This window comes from Azohydromonas lata NBRC 102462 (genome assembly GCF_001571085.1).
GTDB classification, from domain to species: domain Bacteria; phylum Pseudomonadota; class Gammaproteobacteria; order Burkholderiales; family Burkholderiaceae_C; genus Azohydromonas; species Azohydromonas lata.
On sequence record NZ_BCTC01000148.1, the window covers coordinates 1 to 13,358 of the forward strand.

Below are 13,358 nucleotides of genomic sequence, written 5' to 3' on the forward strand. Positions count from 1 at the left end.
ATTCCCGCGCAGGCGGGAATCCAGGCGGCCCCACGCCGCAGCGCAGAGACGACACGTGATCACCGAGGTTTTGGCCTTGGTACGCCGACGCATGGGCCGGCGGCCGATTGGGGGTCCGCCTGGATTCCCGCCTTCGCGGGAATGACGAAGTGGTGGGCGTGGCGCATCGGCTTGCGGCTTGCGGCTTGCGGCTTGCGGCTTGCGGCTTGCGGCTTGCGGCTTGCGGCTTGCGGCTTGCGGCTTGCGGGCTACGCCAGCCTCTCAGTCATACGCCTGCGGCCTCTCCAGCGCGCTGAAGCCCTGCCGAAGATGTTGCACGCTCACCTGTACCGAGCGCAGCGCCATCAGCGCCATGCCGGCAAACGCGAGCCAGTACACATGGCTCTTGTTCCAGGCTATGGTGGTCATGGGCTCGTTGTCCACGGCCAGCGCGTAGCGCGCGATCAGCCAGGCCGCGTAGGCGAAGAAGGCCGTGCGCGCCACGTCCACCAGCGTCGCCAGCACGCGCCCGGGGGCGCCGGGCAGCCAGCGGTAGACCAGGTTGACCTGGATGTGCCGGCTGCGCCGCACGCAGGCCGCCGCGCCTATGAACACCACCGGGATCAGGCAGTACACCGCCAGCTCCTCGGTCCACGCGAAGCTGTCGTTGAGCACGTAGCGGGTGAAGAACTGCAGCACCACCAGCCCCGTCATGAGCCAGAAGAAGCCCAGGCAGATCCAGTCCTCCAGCCCGTAGGGCGAGAGGTCCACGTGGTGCTCGTCGGCCTCGGCGAAGCTGGCGGCGATGGCTTGGGCTTCAGCCTCGGCCTCGGCGCCTGAAACGGCGGGCGTTGCGCTGTGCGATGCGGCGTGCATGTGCATGTCGGGGTGCGTCACGGCCATGGCGGGGCTCCGGGCTTACTTGACCAGCGCCTGTATGCGCTCCCAGTCGGCCTTCTGGTAGCCGTACTGCTCGAAGGGCACGTTCTTGAGCACGGTGTCGCGGAACTCGGCCGTGTTCACCTCCGTCACCGTCAGGCCGCGGCTCTTGAAGGTGGCCACCAGCTCCTTCTCCTTGGCCGCGACTTCCTGCGAGGCCTTCTCGGCGGCCTCCTGCGCCACCTCGGAGAACAGCTTCTTGTCCGCGTCCGGCAGCTTCTTCCACAGCGCGCCGGAAACCACGGTGTTGAGGTGGTCCACGATGTGGCCGGTCAGGACGATGTGCTTCTGCACCTCGAAGAACTTCTTGGCCTCGATCGTGGGCAGCGGGTTTTCCTGCGCCTCCACGGTGCCGTTCTGCAGCGCGAGGTACACCTCGGCGAAGGCGATGGGCGTGGTGTTGGCCCCGCAAGCGCGCGGCATGGCCAGATACGCCGGCACGTCGGGCACGCGGATCTTCAAGCCCTTCATGTCCGCGCACTTGGTGATGGGCTTGTTGCTCGTCGTGTGGCGCACGCCGTAGTAGGTCGTGGCCACGATCTGGTTGCCGGACTTCTGCTCGTAGCCCGCGGTGAGCTCCTTGTAGATGTCGCTCTTGGTGTAGGCCAGCAGGTGGTTGACGTCGCGGAACGTGTACGGGTAGTAGGTGACGCCTATGCGCGGAAAACTCTTCGCGGCAAAGCTGGAGCCGGAAATGATGATGTCCACCGTGCCCAGCGCCAGGCCCTGGTTGATGTCGTTTTCCTTGCCCAGTTGCGAAGCCGGGTAGACGTCGATCTGGTACTTGCCGCCGCTGCGCTTCTTGATCTCGTCCGCGGCCCACACCGACCACTTGTGGAAGGGCTCGGACGTCTCGTAGACGTGCGCCCACTTGAGCTTGGTCTGCGCGGCGGCGCTGCCGGCGGCGGCCAGCGCCAGCGCGGCCAGGGCGGTCTTGAAGGCAATGCGGCGGTCCATGTCGTCTCCTGTGTCGGCCCAATGGGCGGGCCGGTGTGGTTCTGGGTAAAGCGAAAGGAACGGAGAAAGCGAAGGAGCGGCGGCGGTCAGCCGACCAGTTGCACCTTGGTGCTGCGGCCCCGGTCGGCCGCCAGGTGGAAGGCCTCATCGGCCTGCGCCAGCGGCAGTTGGGCGCTGATGAGCGGGCGCACGTCCACGCGGCGCGTGCGAATGGCCTGCACGGCCCAGTCGAACTCGTGGTTGGCGCGGAAGGCGCCGACGAAATCCAGCTCGCGGGCCATGACCTGGTTGAGCGGCAGCGTGACCTCAGGTGGCAGCGTGCCCACCTGCACGATGCGCCCGCCGCGGCGCGTGGCCGCGAAGCAGCTCGCCAGCGCGGCGGCGTTGCCGGCGGCTTCGATGCTCACGTCGGCCAGGTCGGCCAGGTCCGCAGGCGCGATTTGATCGACACGCAGCGTTTCGTCCGCACCCACCTCGCGGGCGCTTTGCAAGGGGCGGTCGGCCACGTCGGCCACGATGACCCGCGCCGCACCCGCCAGCCGCGCGGCCAGCACGCTCATGCAGCCGATGGTGCCGCCGCCCATCACCAGCACGGTGCGGCTGAGCAGCGGGCCCGCGCGGTCCACGGCGTGCAGGCCGATGGACAGCGGCTCGGCGCAGGCGATTTCGCCCAGGGAGACCTCCGCCTCCTCCACCGGCGTGAGCTGCGCCTCGCCCATGAGGAAGTGGCTGCGGAACATGCCTTGCGCATGCGGGAACACGCTGGCGCTGCCCAGGAAGAACATGTTGCGGCACAGGTTCAAGCGTCCGGCGCGGCAGTAGTCGCAGCGCCCGCAGGCGTGCGAGGGATTGATGGCCACGCGCTGCCCGGGCACCACGCGCGTCACGCCGGGGCCTGTGGCGTCCACGATGCCGGAAGCTTCGTGCCCCGGGATCAGCGGCTCGCGGATGACGAAGGCGCCCACGCGCCCGTGCTGCCAGTAATGCAGGTCCGACCCGCAAATGCCCCCTGCCCCCAGGCGCAGCCGCACCTCGTGGGGGCCGGGCACCGGCAGCGTTTCGTCGGACAGGCGAAGGTCCAGCGCCGCGTGGATGCGGCACACCGTGGAGGTACTGCTCATGGGGTGATGCGGTCGGGCACCTGCAAGGGCGCCGATTGGTTGACTGGCCAGTTGGCGGTGAAGCGGTCGTGCGAGCGCTGCAGGTGCTCGCGCATGGCGGCGCAGGCGGCGTCGGGGTCGCCGTCCTTGACGGCCTGAACCACGCGGCGGTGCTCGGCCACGGCGGTGCGCCAGTTGTCGGCGTTCTCGAAATGGCGGCCCAAGCGCTCGAACAACGGGTTGTTGCGCTCGTCGAAGAGCTGCGTCACCACGCGCAGCAGCGGGCCGTTCTCGGCGGCTTCGGCCACGCGCAGGTGAAAAAGGCGGTCGCCGCGCAGCGGCATGACGCCGCCGTCTATGTCCTGGTCCATCAGGTCCACGGCCTCGGTGAGCGCGGCCACCAGCACGGGGCTGGCCGCGCGCGCGGCCATGGCGGCCAGCTCACCTTCCACCACCTGGCGGGCGCGGATGGTCTCCAGCGGGCCATCCACCGTGCGCGTGTCCACCAGTACCCGCGCCGCACGCTGGCGCACGTAGATGCCGGAGCTCATGCGCACCTCGATGACGCCCTCCACCTCCAGCGCGATCAGCGCCTCGCGCACGGAGGGGCGCGACACGCCCAACTGCGCCGCCAGATCGCGCTCGGTGGGCAGCCGCGACCCGGGCGGGAACTCGCCGCCGTCGATCAGCGTGCGCAACTGGTCGGCGATCTGGCGGTACAGCCTGCGGGGTTCTATGGCCTGGATGGGCATGGCGGTGGCGGTCTGTTGGTTTGTTGGTCTGACCAATTGACCGGCAGGATAGGCAGCACCCCTTCCAATCCCTATCCGGGCTTGCCCTCCCGGGGCAAACCCTGACGCGAAGCTTGCAGGCGGCTCAGTGGAGGGCCACTCGCCGGATCACGTCGCCCCTCAATGCGCCGCGCCGGCCCCGCCCTGCCTTGCGCACCCCTGCGCAGCCGACCCCATCGCCGCATTCAGCGCCGCCTCGCGCAGCAGCACCATGTCGCGCCCGGGCGGGGAGCCGAATTCGCGGCTGTACTCGCGGCTGAACTGCGAGGCGCTTTCGTAGCCGACGCGGTAGGCCGCCGTCGAAGCGTCCAGGTGCTCGGCGAACATCAGGCGCCGCGCCTCGTTGAGCTGCAGCCGCTTGCGGTACTGCAGCGGGCTCATGGCGGTGAGCTGCTTGAAGTGGTGGTGGAAGGTGGAGAGGCTCATGCGCGCCTCGTCGGCCAGCGCCTCTATGCGCAGCGGCTCGGTGAAGCGGCTCTTGAGCAGGTCGATGGCGCGGGCGATCTGGTGCCCGCTGCTGCCCACGGCGCCGATCTGGCGCAACCGCGCGCCCTGGTCGCTCACCAGCAGCCAGTACAGGATTTCCTGCTGCACCAGCGGCGCCAGCACCGGGATGCTTTCCGGCTCGTCCAGCAAGTCCACCAGGCGCTGGAAGGCGCGCAGCAGCGGCACGTGCACGCTGCCCACGGTCATGGCGCGCTCGTTGCCCTGGCCGCGCGCGGGGGGCAGCTTGCCTTCCAGCACCATGCGGTTGATCTCGTGCGGGTCCAGCGTCATGAGCAGCGCCATGAAGGGGCACTGCGGCGTGGCGTCCAGGATGTTGGCCACGGTGGGCACGTTGAGCGCGGTGACGAGGAAGTGGCGCGGGTCGTAGGTGAAGGCGTCGCCGCCCAGCAGCACGCGCTTGCGGCCCTGGACGATCAGGCCAACGCTGGGCTGGTACAGCCCGCAGATCGGTCCGACCGGGTTGCCCGTGCGGTACATGGACAGGCTGGGCAGCGCCGCCGGCTGGAAGACCTGGCTGCCGTCGGTCCAGCGCTCCACGCCGTGGGCCAGGCCCAGGCGGGCCGCCTCGAAGCGCTGGGCGTCCAGCGCGGTGGCGGCGGCGGTGGGTGCGTCGCCATCGTTATGCATGGGGGTTTGCAGCGTGTCGTCCATGGTGCGGCTCCTGCGCTTGAAAGCGCGGCGATGCTAAGGGATGGCCGCCAGGTGGCGCCCTGCCCCCCGGAGGATCAGGCAAACAACTCGCAGCATCGGGCTACCGGGCAAACCCCGGGCGCGCCGACACTGCCGCCCTTGAACGGCGCAGGATCAGGCCAGCGGGCCGCCTGCATGAGGACCAGCCTGTGTAGCGGGGTGCGAACGACATGGAACACGTGGACGCGATGGTGCTGCGCACGCTGGCGCAGTGGCGCGGCGAGGGCCGCCGGGCGATGCTGGTGACGGTAGTGCGCACGTGGGGCTCGTCCCCGCGGCCCGTGGGCTCGGTGATGGCGCTGCGCGAGGACGGCGCCGTGGTGGGCTCCGTCTCCGGCGGTTGCATCGAAGACGATCTCATCCACCGCCACACCCGCGGCGGCGCCTGGCCCGCGGGCCTGCCGCACCTGCTCACCTACGGCGTGAGCGCCGACGAGGCCCACCGCTTCGGCCTGCCGTGCGGCGGCACGCTGGAGCTGCTGCTGGAGCCCGACCCCGACACCGCGCTGCTCGGCGCCCTGGTGCAGGCGCTGGACGCCGGGCGCCTCATGCGCCGCAGCGTGCGGCTGGGCGACGGGCGGGTCACGCAGACGGAAACCCAGGCCCCGCAGGCCCTGGCCACGGCCGACGAGGTGGTGAACACCTTCGGCCCCGCCCACCGGCTGCTGCTCATAGGCGCGGGGGCGCTGGCCGAATGCCTGGCGACCATGGCCCTCTTCAGCGGCTTCACCGTGACGGTGTGCGACCCGCGCGAGGAGTACGCGGGCCACTGGGGCGTGGCGGGTGCGCGCCTGGTGCGCGGCATGCCGGATGACGTGGTACTGGACTTCAAGGCCGATGCGCGCAGCGCCGTGGTGGCCCTCACGCACGACCCCAAGCTGGACGACCTGGCGCTGCTGGAGGCGCTGCAAAGCCCGGCCTTCTACGTCGGCGCCATTGGCAGCCGGCGCAACGACGCGGCGCGCCGTGCGCGCCTCACCGAGCATTTCGGCGTGGACGCCGCCACGCTCGCGCGGCTGCGCGGCCCCGTGGGCCTGTACATCGGCAGCCGCACGCCGCCGGAGATCGCCGTGAGCATCATGGCCGAGCTGCTGGCGGTGAAGAACGGCGTGGCGTTGCCCGCGAAACTTTCGGTGCGCGAGGCCAAGGAACGGCTTGCGCCCTCCGCTGAAGACATCGCCACGGCCCCACTGGCCGAGGCGGCCTGATTCCCTCCCCCCGGCGGCCCGCGGCCAGCGGACCGGCCGGATTCCTTCGCTTTACCAATCAACGAGCTGCGATGACCACACTCAACGTCAATGGCCGCGAGCAGGCGCTCGACGTCGATCCCGGCACGCCCGTCCTGTGGGCGCTGCGCGATGCCCTGGGCCTGACCGGCACCAAGTTCGGCTGCGGCATGGCGCAATGCGGCGCCTGCACCGTGCACGTGGACGGCCAGGCCGTGCGCTCCTGCGTCACGCCCGTGTCGGCCGTGGCGGGACAAAAGATCACCACCATCGAAGCCGTCACCGGCGGGCAGGACAAAGTCGGCAAGGCCGTGCACGCCACCTGGGTCAAGCACGACGTGGCGCAGTGCGGCTACTGCCAGAGCGGGCAGATCATGTCGGCCACGGCCTTCCTGAAATCGCTGCCCAAGGGCAAGCAGCCCAGCGAGGGCGAGATCGACGCCGCCATGGCCGGCAACGTCTGCCGCTGCGGCACCTATGCGCGCATCCGCGCGGCCATCGCCGACGCCGCCAAGTCGCTGGCCTGAGCACGAGGAGCCGAACATGCATTTCGACCAAGACATCGCCATCGCCTCGCTGCCCAAGGCGCTGCAGGCCCTGATCAACGCCGACGCGCCGGCCGACGCCGCCCCCGCCGTCCTGCCGCGCCGCAGCTTTCTGAAAGTCGCCGCCGCGGGCGGTTTTGCGTTGGGTGCCTTCCCGCTGGCCGCCAGCGCTGCGGACGACCCCGCACCCGCGGCAGCGGCTGCCGGCCTGAAGCCGACGCAGCAGCCCTCGGCCTTCGTGAAGATCGGCAGCGACGGCATCGTCACCGTGACCATCAACCGGCTGGACTTCGGCCAGGGCGTGCAGACCTCGCTGCCCATGATCCTGGCCGAGGAGCTGGACGCCGACTGGAGCAAGGTGCGCAGCCAGCACGGCACCAACGACCCGGCTTATGCCGACCCCGTGTTCGGCCTGCACATCACCGGCGGCTCCACCGCGCTGAAGCACAGCTACCAGCAGTACCGCGAGCTGGGCGCCCGCGCGCGGGCCATGCTGGTGTCGGCGGCCGCCGCGCAGTGGAAGGCCGACCCGGCCGCGCTGCGCACGCAGGCCGGCGTCGTCGTCGGCCCCGGCGGCAAGCGCCTGGGCTATGGCGAGCTGGCCGAGGCCGCCATGGCGCAGCCGGTGCCGGAGAAGGTCACGCTCAAGGACCCCAAGCAGTTCCGCATCATTGGCCACGCCACCGGTCGGCTGGACGCCGTGGCCAAGAGCAGCGGCAAGCAGGACTACGGCATCGACGTGCGCCTGCCCGGCATGCTCACCGCCGTGGTGGCGCATCCGCCCGTGTTCGGCGCCAAGCTGGCCGAGGTGGACGATGCCGCGGCCCGCGCCGTGAAGGGCGTGAAGGCCGTGGTGCGCGTGCCCGTGGACCGTGGCGGCGAGGGCGTGGCCGTGATCGCCGACGCCTACTGGCCCGCCAAGCTGGGCCGCGACGCCTTGAAGCTGCGCTGGGACACGAGCGGCGTGGAGAAGGTGGACAGCGCCCGCCAGCTGGAGCAGTACCGCGAGCTGGCCAAGCAGCCGGGCGCGCGCAAGTACGACGCGGACGTGGCCCCGATTGCCGGCGCGCCGCACGTGATCGAGGCCGAGTTCCAGTTCCCTTACCTCGCGCATGCGCCCATGGAGCCGCTGAACTGCACCGTGCAGTTGAAGGACGGCAAGGCCGACCTGTGGATGGGCTCGCAGATGCCGGGCCTGGACGGGCTGGCCGCGAGCAAGGCGCTGGGCGTGCCGCCGCAGAACGTGCGCGTGAACGTGCAGATGGCCGGTGGCGGCTTCGGCCGCCGCGCCATCCCGACCAGCGACTACGTGGTGGAGGCCTGCCAGGTGGTGAAGGCGGCGCAGGCGGCGGGCATCACGGTGCCCATCCGCACGCTGTGGAGCCGGGAGGACGACATCCAGGGCGGCTACTACCGCCCCATGCACCTGCACACCGCGCGCGTGGGCTTCGACGACCAGGGCCGCGTGCTGGGCTGGGACCACGTGATCGTCGGCCAGTCCATCGTCACCGGCACGCCGTTCGAGCCCATGCTGGTGAAGAACAGCATAGACGACACGGCCGTGGAGGGCATGAAGGAGCCCTACGAAGTGCCCATGCGGCTGACGGTGCACCACCCCAAGGTGAACGTGCCGGTGCTGTGGTGGCGCAGCGTGGGCTCCACGCACACCGCCTTCGTGATGGAGACGCTGATCGACGAGATCGCCCGCCAGACCAAGCAGGACCCGGTGGCCTACCGCATGAAGCTGATGGGCCCCAAGCACGAACGCCACCGCGCCGCGCTGCAGCTCGCCGTGGACAAGAGCGGCTACGGCAAGCGCAAGCTCCCTGCCGGCCAGGCCTGGGGCGTGGCCGTGCACGAGAGCTTCCAGTCCGTGGTGGCCTACGTGGTGGAAGCCTCGGTGAAGGACGGCCAGCCGGTGCTGCACCGCGTGACAGCCGGCGTGCACTGCAACTTGGTGGTGAACCCGCGCGCGGTGGAGGCGCAGGTGCAGGGCGCGGCGCTGATGGGGCTGGGCATGTGCATCCCCGGCGCGGCCATCACGCTCAAGGACGGCGAAGTGCAGCAGCACAACTTCCACGAGTACCAGGTGGCACGCATCACCTCGATGCCGCGCGTGGACGTGTTCACGGTGCCCAGCGCCGAGCCGCCGACCGGCATGGGCGAACCGGGCTTGCCGCCGCTGGCGCCGGCGTTTGCGAATGCGGTGGCGGCGCTGACGGGGAAATCGCTGCGGGTGTTGCCGTTTCAGATGGCTTGATTTGAAGACCTGGCGGCGGGCTCGCGGGAGCGGGCTTGCCGTGAAGGGGACCGTGACGGCCGGTAGAGTGCAATCTACCGGCCGTTTTTTATTTCAGCCCTTCTCATTTCCATGCATCAAGTCACTGCCTATCAAGATGCCGCCCATCGCCAGCAAGTTATTGACTTGTGGGCATCTGTATTCGGCCATGCCGGCGGCCACAACGAGCCAAACTTGAGCATAGACAAGAAACTGGCCGTCAATGACGGCTTATTCTTCGTGGCGCTCATCGGCGACCGGGTTGTCGGCACCACGATGACCAGTCCATCGGATATTCGGTCGAGGATCGCATCAGCATGGGCCGTAAGATGTTCAATCTTATTCCAACAAGCGCATAGGCATAGACGAAAATCAGGTCAGGCCCAGCTTTTTGCCACATTCAATAATCCCGGGCATCCGAATCGAACATGACGTTTTTCATACAAAAAGCCACCATTGACGACACGGAAGACGTAGCCCTCATGGTCGGCGAACTGCTGGCCGAAATCATGAGCGCCATCAACGTCCAAGCCTTCCATTTCGACCTTGGCGAAACGACGGTCCGCCTCCGGGACTTTCTTGAGCAAGGAAAATACTTTGTACTCATCGCCCGTGACGGACACGGTAAAGCGGTGGGTTTCATTGCCCTTTATGAAAGCCACGCCCTCTACGCCGAAGGCGCCTTCGGCACCATTGCCGAGCTGTACGTGCGGCCGCAATATAGGAGCCATCAACTGGGGCTTCAACTCGTATCCCAGGCCAAATCGCTGGGCGCCTCTCGAAACTGGACCCGACTCGAAGTAACAACGCCGCCGCTCCCGCAGTTCGACAAAACCTTGTCGTTCTACGAACGCGATGGCTTTTCCATCAGCGGCGGCCGGAAGCTGAAAATTTCCTTGTAACGGGCTGCCCGATCCGCCGCGCACCCGAAATAATTTCAGGGCACTGAAAACAACCCACACTCAGGAGCACACCAGGCCATGCAGACGTGGACCGATGCTTTGGAGCCCATGGACTGGCAGGAACTGTCCCGCCTTTACGAAGCCGCCCCGCTGGGCAAGAAAGACCCGGACAAGCTGAAAATCGCATTTTCCAACAGCATATTCCGCTGCTTCGTCCGCGAGCACGGCGCGCTGGTGGGCGTCGGCCGCGCGCTTGCGGATGGCGCGGACTGCGCCTATATCTGCGACGTGGCGGTTTTACCCAGCCACCAGGGCACAGGCCTGGGCAAGCAAATCGTGGAAAAGCTGGTGGCGCTTTCCAGGGGTCACAAGAAAATCATTCTTTACGCAGTGCCCGGGAAAGAAGCTTTCTATCAAAAGATCGGCTTCAAGCCCATGAATACCGCCATGGCGATCTTCGAGGATGAAGCGTCGGCCATGGAACGAGGGTTTATTCGGCCACTCTTGTAAGGAGGCCCCATGCTCGACAATTGGACCAATGCCGAGAAAAAATCGCCCGCCGCGTTTTTGACGTCGCATTGCAGCGCGAGCTGGCCGAAGTGATGGAAACCTTCAAAATCAGGGCCGCCAGCGCCAAGGAGCCGGGCGACCTGTGGAACATCGAGGAATTTCTGACCCAGTCGCGTCACACGATTGATCAAAAATACGACTTCCGTTACTCACAGCTCATCATTGTTTTTGGCAGATTGGTCAGGGAAGGGCGAATATTCATGAGTGATCTTGCGGGCCTGTCGGAAGAAAAAATCCAGCTCATTGAGCGCGTTGCGGCGGTGTAGTTTCAAGGCTCCTGTTATTTACCAGGGGCAGACGAGAGCTGTCCTTGGTCACCCCCCACCCTCTCACCCCTCCAAACTCTTCCCGCACTCCATGCAAAACCGCGCGTGCCCCGGATTCTTGTGTCCGCACGCCGGGCAGTACCGCGGCTTCACTGGTTGAGGTGGCGCCACGGCGTCGGGCGCTTGGGCGGCGGCGTCCGTGGCGCCCAGCGCGGCGGCTACGTCGCCGGCAATGCGGTCCTGCGACGTCGAGGCGATGCCACCCTGCAGCGCCCGCTCGGCATTGGCCAGGGCCTGGATGCGATGCAGATCTTCCGGGCTGCCCGGCGCCACCAGGCTGGCGCGCGTCTGGCCGAACTGGATCAAGTGCTCGGCCAGCGCCGCGGCTTCCGTGTCCGTGGAGAACATGGCCGTCACCTGCCGCGCGCTGTCCTTGCCGAACACCACCGACTCGATGCGCGCCCGCCACACCCGCAGCGTCATGGACTCGGTGCGCACGATCTGGTTGGCCGACTGCACCTTGCCCGTGAGTGTGTTGCCCGTGCCCAGGCTGGCGGTCTGGTAGGTGCCCTCCATCTCCACCCAGCTCAGTACCGAGCCGAAATCGAAGCGGCCCCACAGCCGGCTGGAAGAGCGGAAACAGAACGCCGCCACCACGATGAAGATGGACGACGCCCCCAGCAGGCGCAGCGACAAGCCCTCGCCTTCCTCCACCGACAGCACGAAGGCCAGCGCGCAGCCCACGGCCACCACCATCAGCAGCGCGGCGTAAAGGTCCAGCAGCATCAGGAAGGCGTGCCGCTTGGAGCGCAGCGCCTGCGCGATGCCCGCGGGCAGCATGTGCGCCAGCGGCATGGGCTGCGTCTCCTCCATCAGCTCGCCGGCAAAGGGGCCGGCGTGCAGTTGCGGGTCGATCACGGGCCGGATGCGCGAATAGCAGCGGTTGGGGATGCGCTCCACCCACTGCTCCTGCAGGTGGCGCTGCAGCTCGTCCAGCAGCAGGCTGGGCGGCACGTTCAGCGAGACGCGGCTTTGCTGCACGCTGGTCTGCGTCGGCGGCGGGGGCTGCACCTGCTGCAGCGTGGCCGCCAGGATCAGGCCCACGGCCACCAGGCCCGACACCAGCAGCATGGCCGTCTGCGGCGCCAGCGACCATTGCGGCAGGTTGGGCAGCGTGCGCGCCAGCAGGCCGACCAGCGCGGGCCCAATCACCGCCGCCGCCAGCAGCGCCACCACGGATGCCGTGGTCAGCCGCGCCGTGGAGGCCGTCACCACCGGCCGCAGCAGGAACACGGCGCCGAAGACGAAATACGCCACGCTCAGCAGCGGCCGCGTCGCCTCGGTGCCGAACACGCCCCAGGCCACGGCAAAGCTCAGCGCCGTCACCAGCAGCGCGCACAGGTTGTAGAAGGCCACCTTGGCCTGCTCCTGCAAGGCCAGCGGCGCCGTGATCAGGCGCGGCACCCCGTGGTAGAGCAGCCCTTCCAGGGCCCGCGACGGCTCCGGGTAGGTGAGCGCGCCGTCGCGCAGGATGCGCTTCAGGTGCGCCGCCCCCTCGGACGTGCCCACCACCGTGGGCTCCAGGTTGGGCGCCAGCGACTCCGGCCGGCCCCGGCCAAAGAAAAAGCGCAGCCGCTTGGCGCCCGTGGCCGCCGTCACCACGCCCGCGGCCAGCAGCGCCAACCCAACGGCCACGCCCACCGGCCCAAGCGCCAGGCGGCTGTGGAACAGCGTCCACAAGCCCGCCAGGCACATCAGCGCGGCGCAGGCGAACAACAGCCGGTTCTGCAGCCGGTAAGGGTTGGGCAACTCCAGGGTGGCATTGGCACTGCTGTAGTCGTAGCTCATGACGGCCTCGGCGAGCGGAAGTCCACCGCATTGTGCGCATCAAGGCAGGCGCAGCGGGTCATGGATTCCGAAGCGAACATGATTGGGCCGCCTGCCATGCGACGAACGATCATTCGGCAGGCATCCAACCGCGCGCACAGGAGCCCTTCCCCATGATCACCACCTTCACGACCTTCACGCTGCCGCAAGCCATCACGCTGGAGCAGGCCAGCGAGATTTTCCAGAGCACGGCGCCCAAATACCGCAGCGTGCCGGGCCTGGTGAGAAAGGTTTACGTCCTCTCCGAGGACGGCCGCACCGCCGGCGGCGTGTACTTGTGGAATTCCAGGGCCGACGCCGAGGCCCTGTACACCGACGCCTGGCGCGCCTTCGTCAAGGACAAGTACGGCACCGACCCGGTCGTGACCTACTTCAACAGCCCCGTGGTGGTGGACAACGTGGCCGGCCAGATCATCACAGCGCCCCACGCTCCGTAAGCAGCCGCTGCATCCAGGCCAGCACCAGCGGCGAGCGCCAGTCGCCGGAGTCGATGCGGCGCACCATCAGCGGCGTGGCCACGCCGCGCTCCACCACCCAGCGGCGCAGCTCGGCCAGCCACGCGCCCTGCTGCTCACGCTCCAGCGCATCGAAGCGCAGCGAGAACGCCTGCAGGCTGGGCTGCGCGGGGGCAGGCGCGGGGGCCGCGGCCCCTTGCGGTGCGGCGTCCACCGGCCCGGCGCGGCGCCCTGACGCCTGCGCCGCCCGCGGCAACGGAGGCTGC

At 68.5% G+C, this 13,358-nt stretch carries 14 protein-coding genes and 1 pseudogene; 8 read left to right on the top strand and 7 right to left on the bottom strand.

Annotated elements, in window-relative coordinates; genetic code table 11:
• Positions 1 to 261: 261 nt before the first annotated feature.
• The 5 genes from ALA01S_RS28305 to ALA01S_RS28325 all read right to left on the bottom strand — a co-directional run bounded on the left by ALA01S_RS28305 (position 262) and on the right by ALA01S_RS28325 (position 4,924).
• A complete protein-coding gene (locus ALA01S_RS28305; RefSeq protein ID WP_238455989.1) occupies positions 262 to 882 on the bottom strand; it encodes a TRAP transporter small permease in 621 nt (206 codons plus the stop codon).
• A 15-nt stretch (positions 883 to 897) separates the two neighbouring features.
• Positions 898 to 1,875: a sialic acid TRAP transporter substrate-binding protein SiaP gene (locus tag ALA01S_RS28310; protein WP_066342600.1), complete on the bottom strand. Its 978-nt coding sequence runs from the start codon at positions 1,873 to 1,875 to the stop codon at positions 898 to 900.
• Between the two features lie 86 nt (positions 1,876 to 1,961).
• Complete coding sequence (locus tag ALA01S_RS28315; RefSeq protein WP_066342601.1) at positions 1,962 to 2,996, bottom strand: L-idonate 5-dehydrogenase; 1,035 nt, start codon at positions 2,994 to 2,996, stop codon at positions 1,962 to 1,964.
• The gene (locus tag ALA01S_RS28320; RefSeq protein ID WP_066342602.1) at positions 2,993 to 3,727 is read right to left on the bottom strand and encodes a FadR/GntR family transcriptional regulator; all 735 of its coding nucleotides are present in this window, start codon (positions 3,725 to 3,727) and stop codon (positions 2,993 to 2,995) included. The genes ALA01S_RS28315 and ALA01S_RS28320 overlap by 4 nt, the downstream gene beginning before the upstream one ends.
• Before the next feature lie 159 nt (positions 3,728 to 3,886).
• Positions 3,887 to 4,924 (bottom strand): AraC family transcriptional regulator, encoded by a 1,038-nt coding sequence (locus tag ALA01S_RS28325; RefSeq protein WP_218011542.1) that lies wholly within the window; start codon positions 4,922 to 4,924, stop codon positions 3,887 to 3,889.
• 209 nt (positions 4,925 to 5,133) lie between these two features.
• Between ALA01S_RS28325 and ALA01S_RS28330 the strand changes: the two genes are divergently transcribed.
• The 7 genes from ALA01S_RS28330 (at position 5,134) to frp (ending at position 10,750) form a co-directional block, all read left to right on the top strand.
• On the top strand, positions 5,134 to 6,171 hold the full coding sequence (locus tag ALA01S_RS28330) for an XdhC family protein (protein WP_066342603.1): 1,038 nt from the start codon (positions 5,134 to 5,136) through the stop codon (positions 6,169 to 6,171).
• Positions 6,172 to 6,242: 71 nt separating this feature from the next.
• The gene (locus tag ALA01S_RS28335; RefSeq protein ID WP_066342604.1) at positions 6,243 to 6,716 is read left to right on the top strand and encodes a (2Fe-2S)-binding protein; all 474 of its coding nucleotides are present in this window, start codon (positions 6,243 to 6,245) and stop codon (positions 6,714 to 6,716) included.
• Between the two features lie 16 nt (positions 6,717 to 6,732).
• Positions 6,733 to 8,994 carry a xanthine dehydrogenase family protein molybdopterin-binding subunit gene (locus tag ALA01S_RS28340; RefSeq protein ID WP_066342606.1) on the top strand — a complete coding sequence of 754 codons (2,262 nt, stop codon included), beginning with the start codon at positions 6,733 to 6,735 and terminating at the stop codon, positions 8,992 to 8,994.
• A 111-nt stretch (positions 8,995 to 9,105) separates the two neighbouring features.
• Positions 9,106 to 9,444 carry a GNAT family N-acetyltransferase gene (locus ALA01S_RS33650; protein ID WP_157119342.1) on the top strand — a complete coding sequence of 113 codons (339 nt, stop codon included), beginning with the start codon at positions 9,106 to 9,108 and terminating at the stop codon, positions 9,442 to 9,444.
• Positions 9,441 to 9,914 (top strand): GNAT family N-acetyltransferase, encoded by a 474-nt coding sequence (locus tag ALA01S_RS28345; protein ID WP_066342609.1) that lies wholly within the window; start codon positions 9,441 to 9,443, stop codon positions 9,912 to 9,914. Before ALA01S_RS33650 ends, ALA01S_RS28345 begins: the two co-directional genes overlap by 4 nt.
• Positions 9,915 to 9,992: 78 nt before the next feature.
• The gene (locus ALA01S_RS28350; RefSeq protein ID WP_066342610.1) at positions 9,993 to 10,424 is read left to right on the top strand and encodes a GNAT family N-acetyltransferase; all 432 of its coding nucleotides are present in this window, start codon (positions 9,993 to 9,995) and stop codon (positions 10,422 to 10,424) included.
• Between the two features lie 20 nt (positions 10,425 to 10,444).
• The gene (gene frp / locus ALA01S_RS28355; protein ID WP_157119343.1) at positions 10,445 to 10,750 is read left to right on the top strand and encodes a fluorescence recovery protein; all 306 of its coding nucleotides are present in this window, start codon (positions 10,445 to 10,447) and stop codon (positions 10,748 to 10,750) included.
• A gap of 63 nt (positions 10,751 to 10,813) precedes the next feature.
• On the opposite strand, the gene ALA01S_RS28360 is transcribed toward frp, so the two are convergent.
• Entirely contained in the window at positions 10,814 to 12,598 is a 1,785-nt protein-coding gene (locus ALA01S_RS28360) for a zinc ribbon domain-containing protein (protein WP_066342613.1), read from the bottom strand.
• Between the two features lie 152 nt (positions 12,599 to 12,750).
• Here ALA01S_RS28360 and ALA01S_RS28365 point away from each other — a divergent pair, with 152 nt between their 5' ends.
• Positions 12,751 to 13,074 carry a YdhR family protein gene (locus ALA01S_RS28365; RefSeq protein WP_066342616.1) on the top strand — a complete coding sequence of 108 codons (324 nt, stop codon included), beginning with the start codon at positions 12,751 to 12,753 and terminating at the stop codon, positions 13,072 to 13,074.
• On the opposite strand, the pseudogene ALA01S_RS34160 reads toward ALA01S_RS28365, so the two are convergent.
• Positions 13,052 to 13,358: pseudogene (locus ALA01S_RS34160) on the bottom strand (hypothetical protein); the annotation flags it as partial. The gene ALA01S_RS28365 and the pseudogene ALA01S_RS34160 overlap by 23 nt on opposite strands.

Coding starts and splice junctions, on each gene's coding strand:
- ALA01S_RS28320 (WP_066342602.1), bottom strand. CDS start 3,727: ATGCCCATCCAGGCCATAGAACCCCGCAGGCTGTACCGCCAGATCGCC.
- ALA01S_RS28365 (WP_066342616.1), top strand. CDS start 12,751: ATGATCACCACCTTCACGACCTTCACGCTGCCGCAAGCCATCACGCTG.
- ALA01S_RS28310 (WP_066342600.1), bottom strand. CDS start 1,875: ATGGACCGCCGCATTGCCTTCAAGACCGCCCTGGCCGCGCTGGCGCTG.
- ALA01S_RS28330 (WP_066342603.1), top strand. CDS start 5,134: ATGGAACACGTGGACGCGATGGTGCTGCGCACGCTGGCGCAGTGGCGC.
- ALA01S_RS28340 (WP_066342606.1), top strand. CDS start 6,733: ATGCATTTCGACCAAGACATCGCCATCGCCTCGCTGCCCAAGGCGCTG.
- ALA01S_RS28305 (WP_238455989.1), bottom strand. CDS start 882: ATGGCCGTGACGCACCCCGACATGCACATGCACGCCGCATCGCACAGC.
- ALA01S_RS28315 (WP_066342601.1), bottom strand. CDS start 2,996: ATGAGCAGTACCTCCACGGTGTGCCGCATCCACGCGGCGCTGGACCTT.
- ALA01S_RS28350 (WP_066342610.1), top strand. CDS start 9,993: ATGCAGACGTGGACCGATGCTTTGGAGCCCATGGACTGGCAGGAACTG.
- ALA01S_RS28325 (WP_218011542.1), bottom strand. CDS start 4,924: ATGGACGACACGCTGCAAACCCCCATGCATAACGATGGCGACGCACCC.
- ALA01S_RS28335 (WP_066342604.1), top strand. CDS start 6,243: ATGACCACACTCAACGTCAATGGCCGCGAGCAGGCGCTCGACGTCGAT.
- ALA01S_RS28345 (WP_066342609.1), top strand. CDS start 9,441: ATGACGTTTTTCATACAAAAAGCCACCATTGACGACACGGAAGACGTA.
- ALA01S_RS33650 (WP_157119342.1), top strand. CDS start 9,106: ATGCATCAAGTCACTGCCTATCAAGATGCCGCCCATCGCCAGCAAGTT.
- ALA01S_RS28360 (WP_066342613.1), bottom strand. CDS start 12,598: ATGAGCTACGACTACAGCAGTGCCAATGCCACCCTGGAGTTGCCCAAC.